Source organism: Lysobacter sp. CFH 32150 (genome assembly GCF_022758295.1).
Classification (GTDB): Bacteria; Pseudomonadota; Gammaproteobacteria; order Xanthomonadales; family Xanthomonadaceae; genus CFH-32150.
In genome coordinates, this window is record NZ_JALDWJ010000001.1 from 584,048 (window position 1) to 602,012 (window position 17,965).

A 17,965-nucleotide genomic window follows, 5' to 3' on the forward strand; every position below is an offset into this window, starting at 1 on the left:
GTTCCGACCCCTACCCGGATGTGATGATGACGCGACCCCTTAACCGCCGCCTGCTCGCCCTCGCCCTCGCCTCGGCGCTCGCCGCGCCCGCCTGGGCGCAGACGGCCGATCCGTTCGCGCAGGCGTTCACACTCACGCCTACGGCGCCGGATGCCTTCACCGTCACCGACATCCGCATCGACGGGCTGCAGCGCATCTCCGCCGGCACTGTCTTCACCTACCTGCCGATCGAACGTGGCGACACGATCGATTCCGCCCGCGCTGCCGAAGCGATCCGCGCGCTGTATAAGACCGGTTTCTTCGAGGACGTCCGCCTCGACCGCCAGGACGGCATCCTCGTCGTCACCGTGGTCGAGCGTCCGGCGATCAACAAGCTGACGATCACCGGCAACAAGGACATCAAGACCGAGGACCTGACCAAGGGCCTGAAGGACATCGGACTATCCGAAGGCGAGACCTTCGACCGCCTCAGCCTCGACCGCGTGACCCAGGAACTCACCCGCCAGTACAACAACCGCGGCAAATACAACGTCGAAATCGCCCCAACCATATCGCGGCTGGACCGCAACCGCGTCGATGTCACGATCGCGATCAAGGAAGGCAAGGCGGCGAAGATCCGGCACATCAACCTGGTCGGCAACGAGAAGTACAACGACGAGGCGATCACCGACAGCTGGGAATCGCGCGAACACAACTGGCTGTCCTGGTACAAGCGCGACGACCAGTATTCGCGCGAAAAACTGTCCGGCGACATCGAGAAGCTCAACAGCTTCTATCTCGATCGCGGCTACGTCGATTTCAGCCTGGATTCGACCCAGGTCGCGATCAGCCCCGACCGCAGCGACATGTTCATCACCGCCGGGCTGACCGAGGGCGACCAGTACAAGATCTCCGACGTCAAGGTCACCGGCGACACGATCCTGCCGCAGGCCGAAGTCGAGAAAATGGTGTTCGTGAAACCGGGCCAGATCTTCTCGCGTCGCTTGCTGGAATTCAGTTCCGACGCGATTACCGCCTCGCTCGGCAACATCGGCTACGCGTTCGCCCAGGTCAACCCGATCCCGGACGTCGACAGCGAAAAGGACACCGTCGCGATCAACATGCAGGTCGTGCCCGGGCCGCGCGTCAACGTGCGCAAGATCGTGTTCAAGGGCAACTCGCGCACCGCCGACGAAGTGCTGCGCCGTGAAATGCGCCAGTTCGAAGGCGCGTGGTACTCGCAGGCCGCGATCGACCGCTCCAAGGTGCGCCTGCAGCGGCTTGGTTTCTTCGAGTCGGTCGAGGTCGAGAACAAGCCTGTACCTGGCAGCGACGATCAGGTCGACGTGGTGTTCGACGTCAAGGAAACCACCTCCGGCAGCTTCATGCTCGGCGTTGGTTATTCGCAATTGAGCGGCATCCAGACTTCGATCCAGCTGTCCGAGAACAACTTCCTCGGCAGCGGCAACCGCGTGTCGGTCGCCTTCCAGCGCAGCAGTTACCAGAAACGCTACGACTTTTCGTTCACCAACCCCTACTTCACCGACGAGGGCATGTCGCTCGGCTACAACCTGTGGTGGCGCGAGTTCGACTACTCCAACTTCAACGTCGCGCGCTATTCGACCAACAGCGGCGCAGCGCAAGCATTCCTTGGGTTGCCGATTACCGAGAACGACACGGTATCCGCGCTGTTCGGCATCGATAGCAACGAGATCCTGGCGGTGCAGGGCTCCACGCCGCAGCGGATCGTCGATTACGTCGACGCGATCGGCAATCGCACCTTCCACTCGTGGCGCACCCAGTTCGGGTATGCCCGCGACACACGCAACGACTATCTGATGCCCTCGCGTGGCGCCTACCACCGCATCGGACTGGAAAGCACGTTGCCGGGCTCGACCGCTGAATACTACAAGCTCGAATACGACTACTCCCAGTTCTTCCCGCTCAGCAACTGGCTGGTGCTGCACACCAGCCTGGACCTCGGCTACGGCGACAGTTACGGGGATGCGCATGTCCGCCATTTGTGCACATCCACCTCTGCGGATTGCTCGCCCGCCTCCGCGGATTACATCCGCACCGTTACCGCCGATGGCCTGCCGTTCTTCGAGAATTTCTACGCTGGCGGCGTGAGTTCCTCGGGGCGGGTGCGCGGCTTCGTTGACAATACGCTTGGCCCGCGCGCCAGCAGCCTCTTCGGCTTCGCACAGCCGATCGGTGGCTCGCTGAAGACAGTCGGCTCGGTCGAATTCGTGTTCCCAACCTTGTTCGACTCGCCAGCTGCGCGTATCTCCGCGTTCCTCGATTTCGGCAACGTGTTCGACGGCATCGACAACTTCGATGCGGGCGAATTGCGCGCTTCGGCCGGCGTCGCACTGGTCTGGCGCTCGCCCATGGGCCCGATCGCGATCAGTTACGCACTGCCGATCCGCAGCGAAGACTTCGATCAGACCGAGCGCCTGCAGTTCACCTTCACCGGCGGTCTCTGAGCACGGCACGCTGGCGATCGCGGTCATGCATCCGACATCGCTCGACGCCAGCACACTCGCCGAGCGTTTCGCGCTCGGCTTGCGTGGCAACGGCAGCACGCGCGTCAGTGGCGTCGGCACGCTGGCTGGCGCCGGCGCGGAGCAATTGGCCTTCCTTGCCAACCCCAAATACCGGAGCCAGCTCGCTGCAACGCGCGCCGGCATCGTGGTGATGCGCGAAGAAGACGCGGCGGAGTTCACGGGCACGGCATTGATCGCCAAGGATCCGTACGCAACCTTCGCCAAGATCTCGGCGCTGTTCGAGCCGCGCATCGTCCATGCACCCGGCATCCATCCCAGCGCGACGATCGATCCGGACGCGAGCGTGGACGCCAGCGCGCATATCGGTCCCCATGTCGCAATCGGTGCGCGCAGCCGCATCGGCGCCGACGCCGTCATCGGCCCGGGTTGCGTGATCGGCAACGATTGTGAAATCGGCGCGGGTAGCGAACTGATCGCGCGCGTCACCCTGGTCACGCGCGTGCGCCTGGGCCAGCGCGTACGCGTGCATCCTGGCGCGGTGCTCGGCGCAGACGGATTCGGCCTGGCGATGGAAGGTGGTCGCTGGCTCAAGGTCCCGCAACTCGGCGGCGTTGTCGTCGGCGACGATTGCGAAATCGGCGCCAACACCACCATCGATCGTGGCGCGCTCGAGGACACCGTGCTCGAAGAGGATGTGCGCCTCGACAACCAGATCCAGATCGGCCACAACGTCCGCATCGGCGCACATACGGCGATGGCGGGCTGCTCGGCGGTCGCTGGCAGCGCGAAAATCGGCCGCTACTGCCTGATCGGCGGCAGTGCTGGCGTGCTCGGGCACCTGGAACTGTGCGATCGCGTCATCATCACGGCGATGACACTGGTCACGCATTCGATCCGCGAACCCGGCGAATACTCCTCCGGCACGCCATTGATGGACAATCGCAGCTGGCGCAAGAACGCCGCCCGTTTCAAGCAACTCGACAGGATCGCGCGGCGCCTCGGCGGCAAGGCCGACGAAGCAAAAGGCAATCATGCTGCCGACAAGGACCAAGAAGAATGAGTTCAGACGTACCTGCTTCAGGCATTTCGCTTCCGCTCGATGTGGTGGCGATCCAGAAACTGCTGCCGCATCGCTACCCGTTCCTGCTCGTCGATCGCGTGGTCGAGTTCGAGCCCCATCAGCGAGTGCTCTGCTACAAGAACGTCACCGGCAACGAACCCTTCTTCGAAGGCCATTTCCCTGGACACCCGGTGATGCCAGGCGTGCTGGTGATCGAAGCGCTGGCGCAGGCCGGCGGCATCCTCACCCAGTTGACCACGCAGATGACCGCCGATGGCCGGTTGTTCTACCTGGTCAAGATCGACAGCGCAAAATTCAGCAAGATGGTGGTGCCGGGAGACCGGCTCGATCTCGAAGTCACCATCGTCCGCAACATCCGCAACATGACGCTTTATTCCGGCATCGCACGCGTCGACGGCAAGCAAGTCGCCTGCGCGGAAATCCTCTGCGCCGAGGTCAAGAGCTGAGCGATGCCTGCGATCCATCCAAGCGCATTGATCGACCCGGCGGCGAAACTCGGCGCCAACGTCCGCGTCGGTGCGTACAGCGTGATCGGCGCCGACGTCGAAATCGGCGACGGCACCATCATCGGTCCGCATTGCACCATCGACGGCCCCACCCGGATCGGCCGCGACAACCACATCCACGGCCACGCCTCGATCGGCGGCGATCCGCAGGACAAGAAATTCGCCGGCGAACGCACTGAACTGGTGATCGGCGATCGCAACAGCATCCGCGAATTCGTCACCATCAGCCGCGGCACCGGCAACGGCGGCGGCATCACCCGCATCGGCAACGACAACTGGCTGCTGGCCTACACCCATGTCGCCCACGATTGCCAGGTCGGCAGCCATTGCGTGTTTTCCAACAACGCGACGCTCGCGGGCCATGTCGAGGTCGCCGATCACGTCATCCTCAGCGGATTCGTCGGCGTGCACCAGTTCTGCCGGATCGGCGCGCACGCGTTCATTGGCATGGGTGCGTTCGTCAATGGTGACGTGCCACCGTTCGTGATGGTCGCGCAGGAAGGCTACGGCCGGCCTCGTGGCATCAACGCCGAGGGCCTGAAGCGCCGTGGCTTCGATGCCGAACGCATCGGTGCGATCAAGCGTGCGTACCGCGCTTTGTATGTTTCCGGCGCCAAGCTCGACGAAGCGAAGCAGCAGCTCGCGGAGCTCGCGCAGAACAGCGATGACGTGCGCGCCGTCCTGGACTTCATCGAGCGCGGCGAGCGGCCGCTGCTGCGTTGACCGGACTGCCGTCGGGATGAAGATCGCACTGGTCGCTGGCGAGGCCTCGGGCGATTTGCTCGGCGCCGGCCTCATCGCCGAATTGCGCAAGCGTTTCCCGCAAGCCGAATTTGGCGGCGTCGGCGGCGACGCGATGCGTGCGGCCGGGCTCGACGCCTGGCACGATGCTTCCGAGCTCGCAGTCATGGGCTTGGCGGAGGTCCTGCACCACCTGCCCCGCCTGCTGCGATTGCGTCGCGATGTACGCGAACGCGTACTGGCCTGGCGACCGGATGTATTCATCGGCATCGATGCCCCAGATTTCAATCTCGGCGTCGAAAAATGGCTGAAGCAGCGCGATATCCGCACCGTGCATTACGTCAGCCCTTCGGTGTGGGCCTGGCGCGAGAATCGTGCGGAAAAAATCGGTCGCAGCGCGGATCGCGTGTTGTGCCTGTTCCCGATGGAACCGCCGATCTACGCGAAACACCACATCGATGCCCGCTTCGTCGGCCACCCGCTGGCGGACGAAATGCCCTTGGAGCCAGACCGCACCGCCGCACGCCGGCAACTTGGCCTGGATCACGATCGCCCGGTGTTGGCATTGCTGCCGGGTTCGCGCGTCGGTGAAATCGAACGCCTCGGCAACGACTTCCTCGCCGCTGCGGCGCGCGTGCTTGCCAGTGCGCCGGGATTGCAGATCGTCGTGCCGATGGCCAACACGCACGCCCAAGCGGCATTCCAGCGCGTGTTGACGACACATCCCGACGCGGACGCGCTGGCACCGGCGCTGCGCGAGATCGTGGGCCACGCACGCACGCTGATGATCGCCAGCGACGTGGTGCTGCTCGCCTCCGGCACCGCGACCTTGGAGGCGATGCTGGCGAAGCGGCCGATGGTGGTCGCCTACAAGGTCGCGTCGCTGACCTATGCCATGGTGAAACTGTTCGGCCTGCTGAAAGTCGAGAATGTCTCGCTCCCGAACGTACTGGCCGGCGAACGCGTCGTGCCGGAACTGATGCAGCACGACTGCACGCCCGAAAAACTCGCCGACGCCACCTTGGCCTTCCTGCGCGATCCTGATGCCACTGCGGCCCTGCAGCCCCGTTTCCGCGAACTGCATCTGCAGCTACGCCAGGACGCATCGGCACGTGCGGCGGATGCAGTTGCGGAATTGCTGGCGCGACCGTAGAAACGCCTTGCGTGAATGGGCTGGCCCATAGCAAGCTCCGCGCAACCAAAAACAGACTTCACCGCGCGGGGCGACGAAAAGGACATGCCGGCCGATTCCCCATTCGCGACCCCGGATTCCCGGTCACTGCGCATCGCCGGCATCGATGAAGCCGGACGCGGACCGCTGGCAGGACCGGTCGTGGTCGCTGCGGTGGTGTTCCCGCCAGGCCGCACGCCGATCAACGGCCTGGCCGATTCCAAACAGTTGAACGCCGAACGCCGCGAGGAACTGTACCCGCGCATCATCGAACGCGCACTCGCCTTCCACATCGTCTTCATCGAGGCCGAGGAGATCGACCGCCTCAACATCTACCAAGCCACGATGCTAGGCATGCGCCGCGCACTCGAAGGCGTCGTGCACGTGGCCGAACTCGCCCGCATCGACGGCAACGCGCTCCCGCGAGAGTTACCGTGCCGTGCCGAAGCCATCATCGGCGGCGACGCCAGCGATCGCTCGATCATGGCCGCATCGATCCTCGCCAAGGTTGCACGCGATCGACACATGCGCACGCTGCACGCGCAGTGGCCCGTGTACGGTTTCGACGAGCACAAGGGTTATTCGACGCCTGCGCACCTCGCCGCACTGCGCGAACACGGGCCGTGCCCACAACACCGCCGCAGCTTCGCCCCGGTGTTCGCGACGCTGCAGCGCGAATTGGTCTGATCACTTCACCAATCGCCAGGGCAGGTCGCGATAGGTGAACCCGGGCTCATGCGACCGGTCAGTGCGCCTTATCTCTCACTTCACGCACTTCGGCGACGAAGCGATAGCCATGCCGCGGCACGGTTTCGATATATCGCGGCGCCGTCCGTTCGTCGCCCAGCGCGTTACGCAGCAGGGTGACGATGCGATTCAAGGTCGAGGGGGTGACGTGGCGATGTCCCCAGACGGCGTCGAGCAGTTCGTCGCGCTCACACAGGTGCCCGGGGTGCGCCACCATCTGGCCGAGCACGGCAATCGCCTTCGGCTCGAGGTTGATGACTTCGCCGCCATGGCTCAACCTGGCCGCCTCCGGATCGAAGTGGAAGTCGCCGAATTCGTATGCGATGTGGGCGGCAGGATGCATCTGTCATACCTCACCGGCCGAAAAGTGGAGCCGGAGGCCTAGCAGGGGAAACGCACGTTGCGGCGCGACACGGACATCGCCGCGTGGAACCTCCGGGCAGGCCCAACGGCACCCTGACTTCCGCCAAAGGACAAATCCGATGCAACGGCGCATCATTGCCATGCATCCAAAGAGATGTGGGTCGCGCGCATGCCGGCCGATGCGCGCCCACCCCCGCCCAGGCCGATCCGAGCGAGGTGTGCCATGCGCCCTTCCGCTACCCTTCCGAATGACGAACCGCTGCCGTTCGCCAAAGCGAGCGCTCCGGCGCAACGCATGCCAATCGGCCTGTCGTTGCGCGGCGAAGCAGTTGCGCAATTCGACGCACTGCTGCATGAACTCAACCCGGATGCTGTGCGCGTCGACCCCGAGCGCGTGCAGAACCTGTGCGTGTGGCTGGCATCGCTGCCGCCGCAGGCCGCACACGACGTGCTCGACCGCCGCCTGCGCCGGATGGAGCAACTGCGCACGATGCTCGAGGATGCCGACTGGGATGCCGACGAGGCCATTCGCGTGCGCCTGCGCAAGCTGTTCGCCTACATCGACCAGGACAACGACCTGATCCCGGATCGCGAGCCGCTGCTCGGCCTGCTCGACGACGTGCTGCTGATCGAACTGGCGTGGCCGGCGTTCGTCACCGAAGCCGAGGATTACCGCGATTTCTGCGCCTACCGTAACGAGGAGCATCCGCACGGCAACGGCGATGAACAACGCCAAGCCTGGATCCGCGACCGCCTGGCCGAGATCGCGTTGTGGCAACACCATCTGCGCGTCAACGACAGCCACTACGCCTATAGCGGTCACTCGGAGCAGTCGTTCCATATCGGCGGCTGACGGCCTGAGCGACCGCGACTGGACGCTGGAAGACGCGGTCGTCGCCCAGGGCAGGCTCCTGGTCGATTACGTTCGCGGCAGCCGCCGCGACCTGATCGCGGACACCATGCCAAAGGTGGGCCGCCTCGACGACGCCGTGGTCGTACCGCCTGGCCGAGATCGCGTTGTGGCAACACCATCTGCGCGTCAACGACAGCCACTACGCCTATAGCGGTCACTCGGAGCAGTCGTTCCATATCGGCGGCTGACGGCCTGAGCGACCGCGACTGGACGCTGGAAGACGCGGTCGTCGCCCAGGGCAGGCTCCTGGTCGATTACGTTCGCGGCAGCCGCCGCGACCTGATCGCGGACACCATGCCAAAGGTGGGCCGCCTCGACGACGCCGTGGTCGTACCGCCTGGCCCGTCGGGTCGGCAACGACAGCTACCTGACCCCGCCGCCAGCGCATTTCCGCGTCTGCTGAACCAGGTTTTCCCTGGGGCGCACGCCATTCCGAGTGCGCCCGGCGGGATGGCTGATGTCAAGCCTTGTCCGGGCGGGACCGGGGGCCTACCCTGCTGATTCCGCACGCTCCATCTCCCTTCCGGGAAGGCATGTCCGCCCGTTTCGCCCACCTGCACCTGCACAGCGAGTATTCGCTGCTCGATTCGACGATCCGCATCGCGGAACTCGTCGGGCGATGCGTTGCGCTGGGCCAGCCGGCCGTGGCGATCACCGACCAGAACAACCTGTTCGCGCTGGTGAAGTTCTACAAGGCCGCCGAGGCCGCCGGCATCAAGCCGATCGCCGGCGCCGACGTGCTGCTCGCCGACGGCAACGAGTCGCCGACGCGGCTGACCCTGCTGTGTCGCGACCGCGATGGCTATCTCTCACTGTCGCGATTGCTGACCCGCGCCTGGATGGAAGGCCATCGACACGACGGCGTTGTGCTGCGTCCGGAGTGGCTACGCGAATCGAACAACGGCCTGTTCGTGCTGGCCGGTCGCAACAGCGAAGCCGGACGCCTCGCTGCATCGGGCAAGCACGATCTCGCCGAACAATGGCTGGCGGACTGGCAGCGCCACACCGGCGAACGCCTGCACCTCGAACTCACCCGCACCGGCCGCGACGGCGAAGATGCGTTCAACGCCTTCGCATTGCATGCCTCGACGCAGCGTGGCATCCCGGTCGTGGCGAGCAACGATGCGCGCTTCCTCGACAAGGACGGCTTCGAAGCGCATGAGGCACGCGTCTGCATCGCCAGCGGTCGTGTGCTCGACGATCCCAAGCGGCCGCGCGAATACAGCGCAGAGCAGTACGTGAAGTCGTCCGAAGAGATGGCCACGCTGTTCGCGGATGCGCCGGACGCGATCGACAACGCGATCGCACTGGCGACGCGCTGCAACCTCGAACTCTCCCTCGGCACCTACTACCTGCCGGCGTTCCCGGTGCCGGACGAACACACCCTTGACAGCTGGATCCGCAGCGAAGCGCGCGACGGTTTGCGCAAACGGCTCGAGAAACAGCCGCTCGCGACGGGCCACGATCTTGCGAGTTACGAAGCGCGGCTCGAAACCGAGCTGGACGTCATCATCACGATGGGGTTCCCGGGCTACTTCCTGATCGTCGCCGACTTCATCAACTGGGCGAAGGACCACGACATCCCCGTAGGGCCAGGACGCGGTTCCGGTGCTGGTTCGCTGGTCGCCTGGGCGCTGGGCATCACCGACCTCGATCCGATCCCCTACGACTTGCTGTTCGAGCGCTTCCTCAACCCGGAACGCGTGTCGATGCCCGACTTCGACATCGACTTCTGCATGGATCGCCGCGACGAAGTCATCGACTACGTCGCCGCGAAGTACGGTCGCGATCGCGTCAGCCAGATCATCACCTACGGCACGATGGCGGCGAAGGCGGTGGTGCGCGATGCCGGCCGCGTGCTCGGCCACCCCTATGGTTTCGTCGACGGCATCGCCAAGCTCATTCCGCTGACGCTGGGCGTCTCGCTGGACGATGCGCTGGGCGAATCCGATGCGGCGAAGAAGAACCCGGAGCTCGCCTCCGCCGAACTGATCCAGCGTTACCAGTCCGAAGAAGACGTACGCGACCTGTTGACGCTCGCCCGCGAACTCGAAGACCTCACCCGCAACGCCGGCAAACACGCGGGCGGCGTGGTGATCGCGCCTTCGCCGCTGAGCGACTTCTGCCCGCTGTTCGCCGAACACGATGCGCATGGCCTCGGCCGCAATCCGGTCACACAGTTCGACAAGGACGACGTCGAAGCGATTGGCCTGGTGAAGTTCGACTTCCTCGGCCTGCGCACGCTGACGATCATCGACTGGGCGGTAAAGGCGATCAACGTGCGCCGGAGCGCGAAGGGCGGCACTCCTGATGAGAGCCGTCCGCTCGATATCACAGCATTGCCATTGGACGATGCGAAGACCTACGAACTGTTCGCACGTGGCGATTCTGTCGCGGTGTTCCAGTTCGAATCGCGCGGCATGCGCGAACTGCTCAAGCGCGCCAGACCTGACACCTTCGAAGACATCATCGCGCTCGCAGCGTTGTTCCGCCCCGGCCCGCTCGGCTCGGGGATGGATCGCGAGTGGGTCGACCGCAAGCACGGCAACACCGTGGTCAGTTACCCGCATCCCTCGCTGGAACCCGTGCTCTCGCCGACCTACGGCGTGATCGTGTACCAGGAACAGGTGATGCAGATCGCGCAGGTGCTGGCCGGCTATTCGCTAGGCGGCGCCGACCTCCTGCGTCGCGCGATGGGCAAGAAGAAGCCCGAGGAGATGGCGAAGGAGCGCGTCAAGTTCGAGTCTGGCGCCGAAGAGCGTGGCGTCAACGCGCGCGTCGCCTCGCAGATCTTCGATTTGATGGAAAAGTTCGCCGAGTACGGCTTCAACAAGTCGCACTCCGCCGCGTACGCACTCGTCGCCTACCAGACCGCGTGGCTGAAGGTGCACTACCCGGCCGAGTTCATGGCCGCGGTGCTGTCGAGCGACATGGACAACACCGACAAGGTGGTCGGCTTCCTCGACGAGGCGCGTGCGCTCGGCCTCACCGTGCTGCCGCCCGACGTCAACGCATCGAACTACATGTTCGAGGCGATCGATTCACCTGGGTCCGATTCGCAAGCGAATCGGAGCGCGCAAACCATCCGCTACGGCCTCGGCGCGGTGAAAGGCGTCGGCCGCGGCGCGTGCGAAGCCATCGCCGACGAACGCACGCACGGCGCCTTCGCCGACCTGCTCGAATTCTGCAAACGCGTCGATTCGTCCAAGCTCAATCGCCGTGCCCTCGAAGCGCTCGTCAATGCCGGCGCGCTGGATGCACTGGGCAAGAATCGCCCGTCGCTGCTGCTGCAGTTGCCGGAAGTACTGAAAGCGACGGAGCAGCTCGCACGCGAACGCGATGCCGGACAGGTGTCGCTGTTCGGCGGCCCCGCTGCCGCACCGGAACTGCGCATCGAACTGCCGGAAAGCGACGACTGGCCCCTGCTGCAGAAACTGCAGGGCGAACGCGAAACCCTCGGACACTACCTCAGCGGCCACCCGCTCGATCCCTACCGCGACGAACTGCGTGCGCTCATCGGGCACGACCTCGGCGATCTCGACCGGTTATGGAGCGAACGTCCGGAAGACGAGCGCCGTGGCTGGCGTCAGGAGGCGACGGTCATCATCGCCGGCCAGGTCATCGGCATGCGCAAGCGCGGCGATTCGCAGGCGTTCGTGCAACTCGAAGACGGACGCGGCCGTATCGAATGCGCGTTCTTCGCCGAGAGTTACTACGAATTCGCACCACTGCTGACACGCGACCGCATCCTCGTCATCGAAGGCGGGCTGCGCGAGGACGAATTCAGCGGCGGTTTCTCGCTACGCGCGCGCCGCTGCTGGGACTACACGCAGTTGTGCAGCCAGCACGCGCAACGACTGTCCGTGAAGCTCGACCTGCGCCAGCGCGACGCGCTGAGCCAGTTCGAACGCGCCCTGCATGGTTACACCCCCGGCAGCACGCCGCTGCTGCTGGAAGCGATCACCGCGGACGCCGTTGGCCGGCTCAGCATCAACGGCGGCCAGGGCATACGCGTCGATGCCGCATTGCCCGGGCTGCTACGCAGCCTGCCGGGCGTGCGCACCGTCAAGCTCCAGCTACAGAAGCCCTGGGCGAACTGACCGGACCCATCGGTATGGTCCCGCGGCCTGGGCTAGACTGTCGGCCTTTCCGTGCCTGACGCCTGTCGATGAATCCGAACTACCTCGATTTCGAGCAGCCCATCGCCGATCTGGAAGCCAAGATCCAGGAACTGCGCCACGCCAGCCACGGCCCGGCGGTCAACATCGATGCCGAGGTGCATGCGCTGCAGGACAAGCTGCGCCAGCGCACCGCACATATCTTCCGCGACCTGACCCCGTGGCAGGTGTCGCAGCTCGCGCGCCATCCCGCACGGCCGTACACGATGGATTACCTGCGCGTGATTTGCGACGAGTTCCAGGAACTCGCCGGTGACCGCGCCTTCGCCAACGACCAGGCCATCGTTGGCGGTCTCGCCCGCATCGACGGCCGCAGCGTGGTGGTGATCGGCCACGAGAAGGGCCGCGACACCAAGGCCAAGATCCGCCGCAACTTCGGCATGCCCAAACCCGAGGGTTACCGCAAGGCGCTGCGCCTGATGAAGCTGGCCGAACGCTTCAAGTTGCCGCTGCTGACCTTCATCGATACCGCCGGCGCCTGGCCGGGCATCGACGCCGAGGAACGCGGCCAGTCCGAAGCGATCGCGCGCAACCTGCTGGAAATGTCCGAACTGAAGACCCCGATCATCTGCACCGTGATCGGCGAAGGCGGCTCCGGCGGCGCCCTCGCCATCGGCGTCGGCGACCGCACGCTGATGCTCGAATACAGCACTTATTCCGTGATCACCCCGGAAGGCTGCGCCTCGATCCTGTGGAAGACTGCAGAGAAAGCCAAGGACGCCGCCGAACAGCTGGGTCTTACGGCGAAGCGCCTGCTCGAACTCGGCCTGATCGACAAGATCGTGCGCGAACCGATCGGCGGCGCGCACCGCAACCCGAAACAGATGGCGACGCGGTTGAAGGCCGTGTTGCTCAACGAACTGGATGCGCTGGAGCAGATTCCGACACCGGAATTGCTGGAACGCCGCTATCGACGATTGCGCGGATATGGCGCCTACGAAGCGGTGAATGCGTAGAGCTTCTGGAATCGCCCGACACCGGGCTACATGGGGAGCGTAACGATGATTGTGAAACGAGTAGGCATGTTGTCGCTGGCGAAGATCATGGCTGTTATCTATGCAGGCGTTGGCGTGCTTGCAGGTATCCTCGTCGCGCTGGTTTCCTCGATGGGCAGCGCGATCCAGCAAGAGTCCGGATTCGGCATGGGATTCGGCTTTGGCGCGATCATCCTGTTCCCGATCCTCTACGGCGTGCTGGGATTCATTGGCGGAATCATCTCCGCATGGTTGTACAACCTTGCAGCAGGTTTCATGGGCGGAGTTGAATTAGATCTGCAGTGATCGACCAGCCCGGCATGCGCCGCAAACAGGCCATGCCGGGCTTTCCGCCGTGACTCACTCGATCTGAAACCACCTCTATCGTGCGCCCAGCGCACGCTGCGGCTAGCATGCCGGGATGGCCGCACTCGCCTCGAACCACGTTGATCTGACACCGCCGACAGGCGGAGGGGTCCTTGTCGGATTGAGTGGCGGCCTCGATTCAATCGCGTTGCTGCATGTGCTCGCCGCCTCACACGAGATTCGCGCACGCGGCTTGCGCGCAATACACGTCCACCATGGCCTGCACCGTGACGCCGATGCCTGGACCATGCATTGCCAGCGGGTTTGCGATGAGCTCGCCGTGCCTCTGGCCATCGTTCGCATCGAAGTCGAACGCGATTCCGGCGAAGGCCTCGAAGCTGCGGCGCGCAAGGTCCGACATGCGGCGTTCGAGGCCGAGTTGCGCGAGGAAGAAGTGCTGGCGTTGGCCCACCATCGCGACGACCAGGCTGAGACCTTCCTGCTCCGCGCCTTGCGCGCATCCGGCCCGGATGGCCTCGGCGCGATGCGGGCGTGGCGACGGTTCGGCCGTGGCTGGCTGTGGCGGCCATTACTCGGCGTGCCACGGTCGGAGTTGCTGGCTTACGCCCAACAGCACGCATTGCACTGGATCGACGACCCCAGCAATGCCGACACCGATCTCGATCGCAACTTCCTGCGCCACCGCGTAATGCCGCTGCTGCGCGAACGCTGGCCGGGGGCCGAGGCGGCGTTCGCGCAAAGCGCGACGTTGTCGGCGGAGACGAGCGAGTTGCTGGCCGAGGGCGATGCGCTCGCACTCGCTTCCGCGCGTACGCTCGATGCACATACGCTCGCGCGCGACACCTTGCGTGCGCTGCCGCCAGCGCGGCGCGGCCGCGTGCTGCGGCTATGGATCGCCACGCTCGGCCTGCCTCCACTGCCAGCGGAGGGCGTTGCCCGGATCGAAGCCGAGCTGCTCGATGCACGCGTCGATGCCGAACCCGAATTCGCCTGGCACGGCGCGACGGTCCGCCTCTGGCGCGACCTGCTGCACGCCGGCAGGCAGCGCCGACCCTTACCGTCCGACTGGGATGCCGCATGGGATGGCGCGACGCCGCTGCGTTTGCCCACCGGCGATACGCTAGCTCTGCAAGGCGCGGCGGGTTTCGACGCGCCGCTGCGCGTGCACGCGCGCCAGGGTGGCGAGCGCATCACCCTGCCCAGACGCGCGCATTCACACGCACTCAAGCACGTACTGCAGGATTTCGGCGTGCCGCCCTGGGTCCGCGAGCGGTTGCCGCTCCTTTCGAACGCGGCGGGCGCCGTCATGGCTGCCGGCGACCTGGTCTATTCCGCGGAATTCGATACCTGGCTCCACGCGCACGGTGCGCGGCTGGCCTGGTCGGATTGACCACGCCCGAACCGCCCCGCACACTTCGCCCATGGCCCGCAAACCCGTAACCGACGATTCTCCCGTCGCCGATTTCGAAACCTCGCTCGACCAGCTCGAACAGCTGGTGGAGAAGATGGAACACGGCGAGATGAGCCTGGAGGAATCGCTGGCCGCCTACGAACGCGGCGTCGGCCTGTACCGGAAGTGCCAGACCGCGCTGGAGCAAGCCGAACTGCGCGTGCGCCTGCTCAGCGATCCGGAAGATCCGTCCACCGCCGAGCCTTTCGCCGCACCCGATGCCTGAGTCGTCGTTCGCGGCGTGGCGCGCGCGCGTCGACGCCGCGCTGGAACATGCCCTGCCCGCTGCCAACGCGTCGCCGCAGCGCCTGCACTCGGCGATGCGACATGCCGCACTCGACGGCGGCAAGCGCATGCGGCCATTGCTGGTATACGCAACCGGTACCGCATTCGGTGCCGATGCAACCACACTCGACGCACCCGCCGCAGCGGTCGAGCTGATCCATGCCTATTCGCTGGTCCATGACGACCTGCCGGCGATGGATGACGACAGCCTGCGTCGCGGCAAGCCGACGGTGCATGTTGCTTTCGACGAAGCCACTGCGATCCTGGCCGGCGACGCCATGCAATCGCTGGCGTTCGAACTGATCGCCGATGCCTCGCTGCCAGCCCAGACACGCGTCGCGATGCTGCGCGAGTTGTCCATCGCCGCCGGCACACGTGGCATGTGTGGGGGACAGGCACTGGATATCGATGCGACCGGCAATGCCAATGCAATCGGCGCCGACGAACTGCAACGCCTGCATGCCCTCAAGACCGGCGCACTGTTGCGCGCATCGGTGCGGCTTGGCTCGATCGCGGCTGGAGTCGACGCAGAAACGATGCAACGCCTCGACATCTTTGCCGACGCACTGGGCCTCGCTTTCCAGATCCGCGACGACCTGCTCGATGTCGAAGGCGACAGCACCACCCTCGGCAAAACCGCGGGCAAGGACGCGGCGCAGGCCAAGGCCACGTTCCCTGCGCTGATCGGGCTGGACGCCTCGCGTGCGCGCCTGCAGGAACTCGCCACGACGATGCATGGCGTGTTGACGCCGTTCGGCGGACGTGCCGCGGCGCTCGCTGCGCTGGCACGCATGGCGGTCGAACGCAAGCATTGAGCTTCGGGGCAGCTTGACACTGCCGTCGCGGCGGGCCGATGCTCGGCGGCGCAGCGATGGAATGCGATTCCATCTTCGCGCAGGGGAACCGGATGCCGGGACGATTGCTGCAAAGGTGGCTGTCGCGATTTGAAGCGGCGCTGGCCCGACTGGGCCATGCCTTCGTCAATCGCTGGGGTGCACTCGAACGCCTTTATCGCCGGCCCTATGCGCGGATTGCGTTGCGCCTGCGCTTCGCCTTCTATCCCTTGCTGGCGCTCGGCGCCTTGGGTTGGTTGGCCTGGGATTGGCAGCACGACCGCCAACTGGCGTCTGCAGAAGACGCGATCTTCGATCAGGTGATCAGCTGGCGGCTGTGGGAGCCCCGGCCTTCAGGACAGGTCGTATTGGTCGAGATCGATGAATGTTCGCTCGAATACTTCCGTGCGCGTGGCGAAGGTGGCTGGCCATGGAGCCGACAACGCCATGCCGACCTGCTCGACCGGCTTGATCGCGCCGGAGTCCGCGCGGTCGGTTACGACGTGCTCTTTGCCGATCCTTCGCCGTTGGATCCGACTGCCGATGCCACCCTCGAAGCGATGGCCGAAGGCGGCGATGGACGCTTCGTATTCGCGGCTTCGCGCCTGCATGCCGATTACGACGACGGCGCATCGCTGCACGCCTCCGCCGCGCCGTCCAGCTTTCCGCTGACGGCCTCGCCGCAACAGGATCCACCTGTCGCGCTGTTGCTGCCCTACGGCGTAGCAATGCGACGCAACGCGGCGCTGGTCAACGTCACCCGCAATGCAGACGGTGTCCTGCGCGATGTGCCTTTGCGCGAACGCGCTGGCGACTGGGCGCTGGCGTCGTTGCCGCTGCGGCTCGCGGCTGGACCAGAGCCGCGGGCCCTCTCTGCGTTCCCGGATTCGGTGCGGATCAACTGGCGCACGCGCGCTGGTTTGCCACGGATGAGCGCCGCCGATCTGCTTGCCAATGGCGAAGCCCGCTGCGGCGAAGCTGGCGCGCCGCTGCCGGAGCTGCGCGGCCGCACAGTCCTCGTCGGCTACACCGCAGCCGGCCTCAACGACGCCAAGCCAACCCCTGTCACCTCGGCGATGGCCGGTACCGAGGTACTGGCCGAAGCGACCGAAGCCTTGCTCGCCGACAACGCGATCTGGATGCCACCGCCCGTGGTCAAGTATCTGTTGGCCGCACTGCTGGTACTGCTGACGGCATTCGCGTTCTACCGCGGCGAGCCTGCGAGCGAAATCGATCAGATCTTCGTCGCCACGAACCTGCTGCTGTTGCTGCTTGCATACATCGGACTGACCGCGTTCGGCCTGTTCTTCGACATCTTCGCTGCGATCGGTTTCGTCAGCCTGAGTTTCGGACTGTGCCGGCTGTACTCCGGTGTCCAGCGTGGACGCACGATCGGCAACGGGGATTTCCGCGCCGAATTCGATCCAGCGCAGGATCGCTGGCTGGCGCTCGCCCGGCTGCGCTTCGCTCCCGATGCAGGCCTCGACCCGGAGGCGCTTGAACGGCGCCTGCGCGAATACCGGCGCCGCCTGCGCCGCTATCTGCACGGAGGTACGAATGCGGTCGCCATCGAAGGCGTCGTCGAGCGCAAGAGTTGGCTGTGGGAATCGCTGGAAGACCTGACCGTGCTGGTCTGGACCGCGCCCGATCACGACAGCGTGACCGCGATCGCCGAACGCGAGCTCGATGCCTTGCATGCACATTTGGCGGGGCACGACGAGGTCCTTCCCGATGATGGCAGCGTGCGCGTGGCGTATGCGACGAGCCATGCCGCAGATGCCGAATCCGCTTCCACGACCCGTGCGCGCGTGCGGGCCACCCTTGGCGACTTGATCCGCAGCGCCGAAGAACGGCCGCTTTCCGCGCGAAATCCGTTTCCTGTTACAGGCGCTTGAGCCTTTGCGGGGGGA

15 protein-coding genes are annotated in these 17,965 nt (G+C 65.3%); 14 read left to right on the plus strand and 1 reads right to left on the minus strand.

Features of this window, described 5'->3' with window-relative positions; all coding sequences use genetic code 11:
* The first annotated feature begins 26 nt into the window (after positions 1-26).
* The 6 genes from bamA to MO486_RS02665 all read left to right on the plus strand — a co-directional run bounded on the left by bamA (position 27) and on the right by MO486_RS02665 (position 6,672).
* Positions 27-2,465 carry an outer membrane protein assembly factor BamA gene (gene bamA / locus MO486_RS02640; protein ID WP_242904323.1) on the plus strand — a complete coding sequence of 813 codons (2,439 nt, stop codon included), beginning with the start codon at positions 27-29 and terminating at the stop codon, positions 2,463-2,465.
* A 25-nt stretch (positions 2,466-2,490) separates the two neighbouring features.
* The gene (gene lpxD, locus MO486_RS02645) at positions 2,491-3,546 is read left to right on the plus strand and encodes a UDP-3-O-(3-hydroxymyristoyl)glucosamine N-acyltransferase (RefSeq protein WP_242904325.1); all 1,056 of its coding nucleotides are present in this window, start codon (positions 2,491-2,493) and stop codon (positions 3,544-3,546) included.
* A complete protein-coding gene (gene fabZ, locus MO486_RS02650) occupies positions 3,543-4,013 on the plus strand; it encodes a 3-hydroxyacyl-ACP dehydratase FabZ (RefSeq protein WP_242904327.1) in 471 nt (156 codons plus the stop codon). Before lpxD ends, fabZ begins: the two co-directional genes overlap by 4 nt.
* Positions 4,014-4,016: 3 nt before the next feature.
* Entirely contained in the window at positions 4,017-4,796 is a 780-nt protein-coding gene (gene lpxA, locus MO486_RS02655) for an acyl-ACP--UDP-N-acetylglucosamine O-acyltransferase (protein ID WP_242904329.1), read from the plus strand.
* A 16-nt stretch (positions 4,797-4,812) separates the two neighbouring features.
* Positions 4,813-5,967 (plus strand): lipid-A-disaccharide synthase, encoded by a 1,155-nt coding sequence (gene lpxB / locus MO486_RS02660; RefSeq protein WP_242904332.1) that lies wholly within the window; start codon positions 4,813-4,815, stop codon positions 5,965-5,967.
* An 84-nt stretch (positions 5,968-6,051) separates the two neighbouring features.
* Positions 6,052-6,672: a ribonuclease HII gene (locus MO486_RS02665; protein ID WP_242904333.1), complete on the plus strand. Its 621-nt coding sequence runs from the start codon at positions 6,052-6,054 to the stop codon at positions 6,670-6,672.
* 58 nt (positions 6,673-6,730) lie between these two features.
* Here the strand turns inward: MO486_RS02665 and MO486_RS02670 are convergent, their stop codons facing one another.
* Positions 6,731-7,075 carry a transcriptional regulator gene (locus MO486_RS02670; RefSeq protein WP_242904334.1) on the minus strand — a complete coding sequence of 115 codons (345 nt, stop codon included), beginning with the start codon at positions 7,073-7,075 and terminating at the stop codon, positions 6,731-6,733.
* Positions 7,076-7,318: 243 nt separating this feature from the next.
* Between MO486_RS02670 and MO486_RS02675 the strand changes: the two genes are divergently transcribed.
* From MO486_RS02675 to MO486_RS02710, 8 genes are all read left to right on the plus strand, one after another.
* Complete coding sequence (locus tag MO486_RS02675) at positions 7,319-7,948, plus strand: hypothetical protein (protein ID WP_242904335.1); 630 nt, start codon at positions 7,319-7,321, stop codon at positions 7,946-7,948.
* A gap of 593 nt (positions 7,949-8,541) precedes the next feature.
* Positions 8,542-12,108 carry a DNA polymerase III subunit alpha gene (gene dnaE / locus MO486_RS02680; protein ID WP_242904336.1) on the plus strand — a complete coding sequence of 1,189 codons (3,567 nt, stop codon included), beginning with the start codon at positions 8,542-8,544 and terminating at the stop codon, positions 12,106-12,108.
* Between the two features lie 68 nt (positions 12,109-12,176).
* Positions 12,177-13,142: an acetyl-CoA carboxylase carboxyltransferase subunit alpha gene (locus MO486_RS02685; protein WP_242904337.1), complete on the plus strand. Its 966-nt coding sequence runs from the start codon at positions 12,177-12,179 to the stop codon at positions 13,140-13,142.
* A gap of 66 nt (positions 13,143-13,208) precedes the next feature.
* Positions 13,209-13,466, plus strand: coding sequence for a hypothetical protein (locus MO486_RS02690; protein WP_242904338.1), 258 nt, complete (start codon positions 13,209-13,211; stop codon positions 13,464-13,466).
* A 115-nt stretch (positions 13,467-13,581) separates the two neighbouring features.
* Positions 13,582-14,877: a tRNA lysidine(34) synthetase TilS gene (tilS, locus tag MO486_RS02695; protein WP_242904340.1), complete on the plus strand. Its 1,296-nt coding sequence runs from the start codon at positions 13,582-13,584 to the stop codon at positions 14,875-14,877.
* Between the two features lie 31 nt (positions 14,878-14,908).
* Positions 14,909-15,163 carry an exodeoxyribonuclease VII small subunit gene (locus MO486_RS02700; protein WP_242904342.1) on the plus strand — a complete coding sequence of 85 codons (255 nt, stop codon included), beginning with the start codon at positions 14,909-14,911 and terminating at the stop codon, positions 15,161-15,163.
* Entirely contained in the window at positions 15,156-16,037 is an 882-nt protein-coding gene (locus tag MO486_RS02705; RefSeq protein WP_242904344.1) for a farnesyl diphosphate synthase, read from the plus strand. Before MO486_RS02700 ends, MO486_RS02705 begins: the two co-directional genes overlap by 8 nt.
* A 56-nt stretch (positions 16,038-16,093) precedes the next feature.
* Positions 16,094-17,950, plus strand: coding sequence for a CHASE2 domain-containing protein (locus MO486_RS02710; protein WP_242904346.1), 1,857 nt, complete (start codon positions 16,094-16,096; stop codon positions 17,948-17,950).
* Positions 17,951-17,965 lie beyond the last annotated feature (15 nt).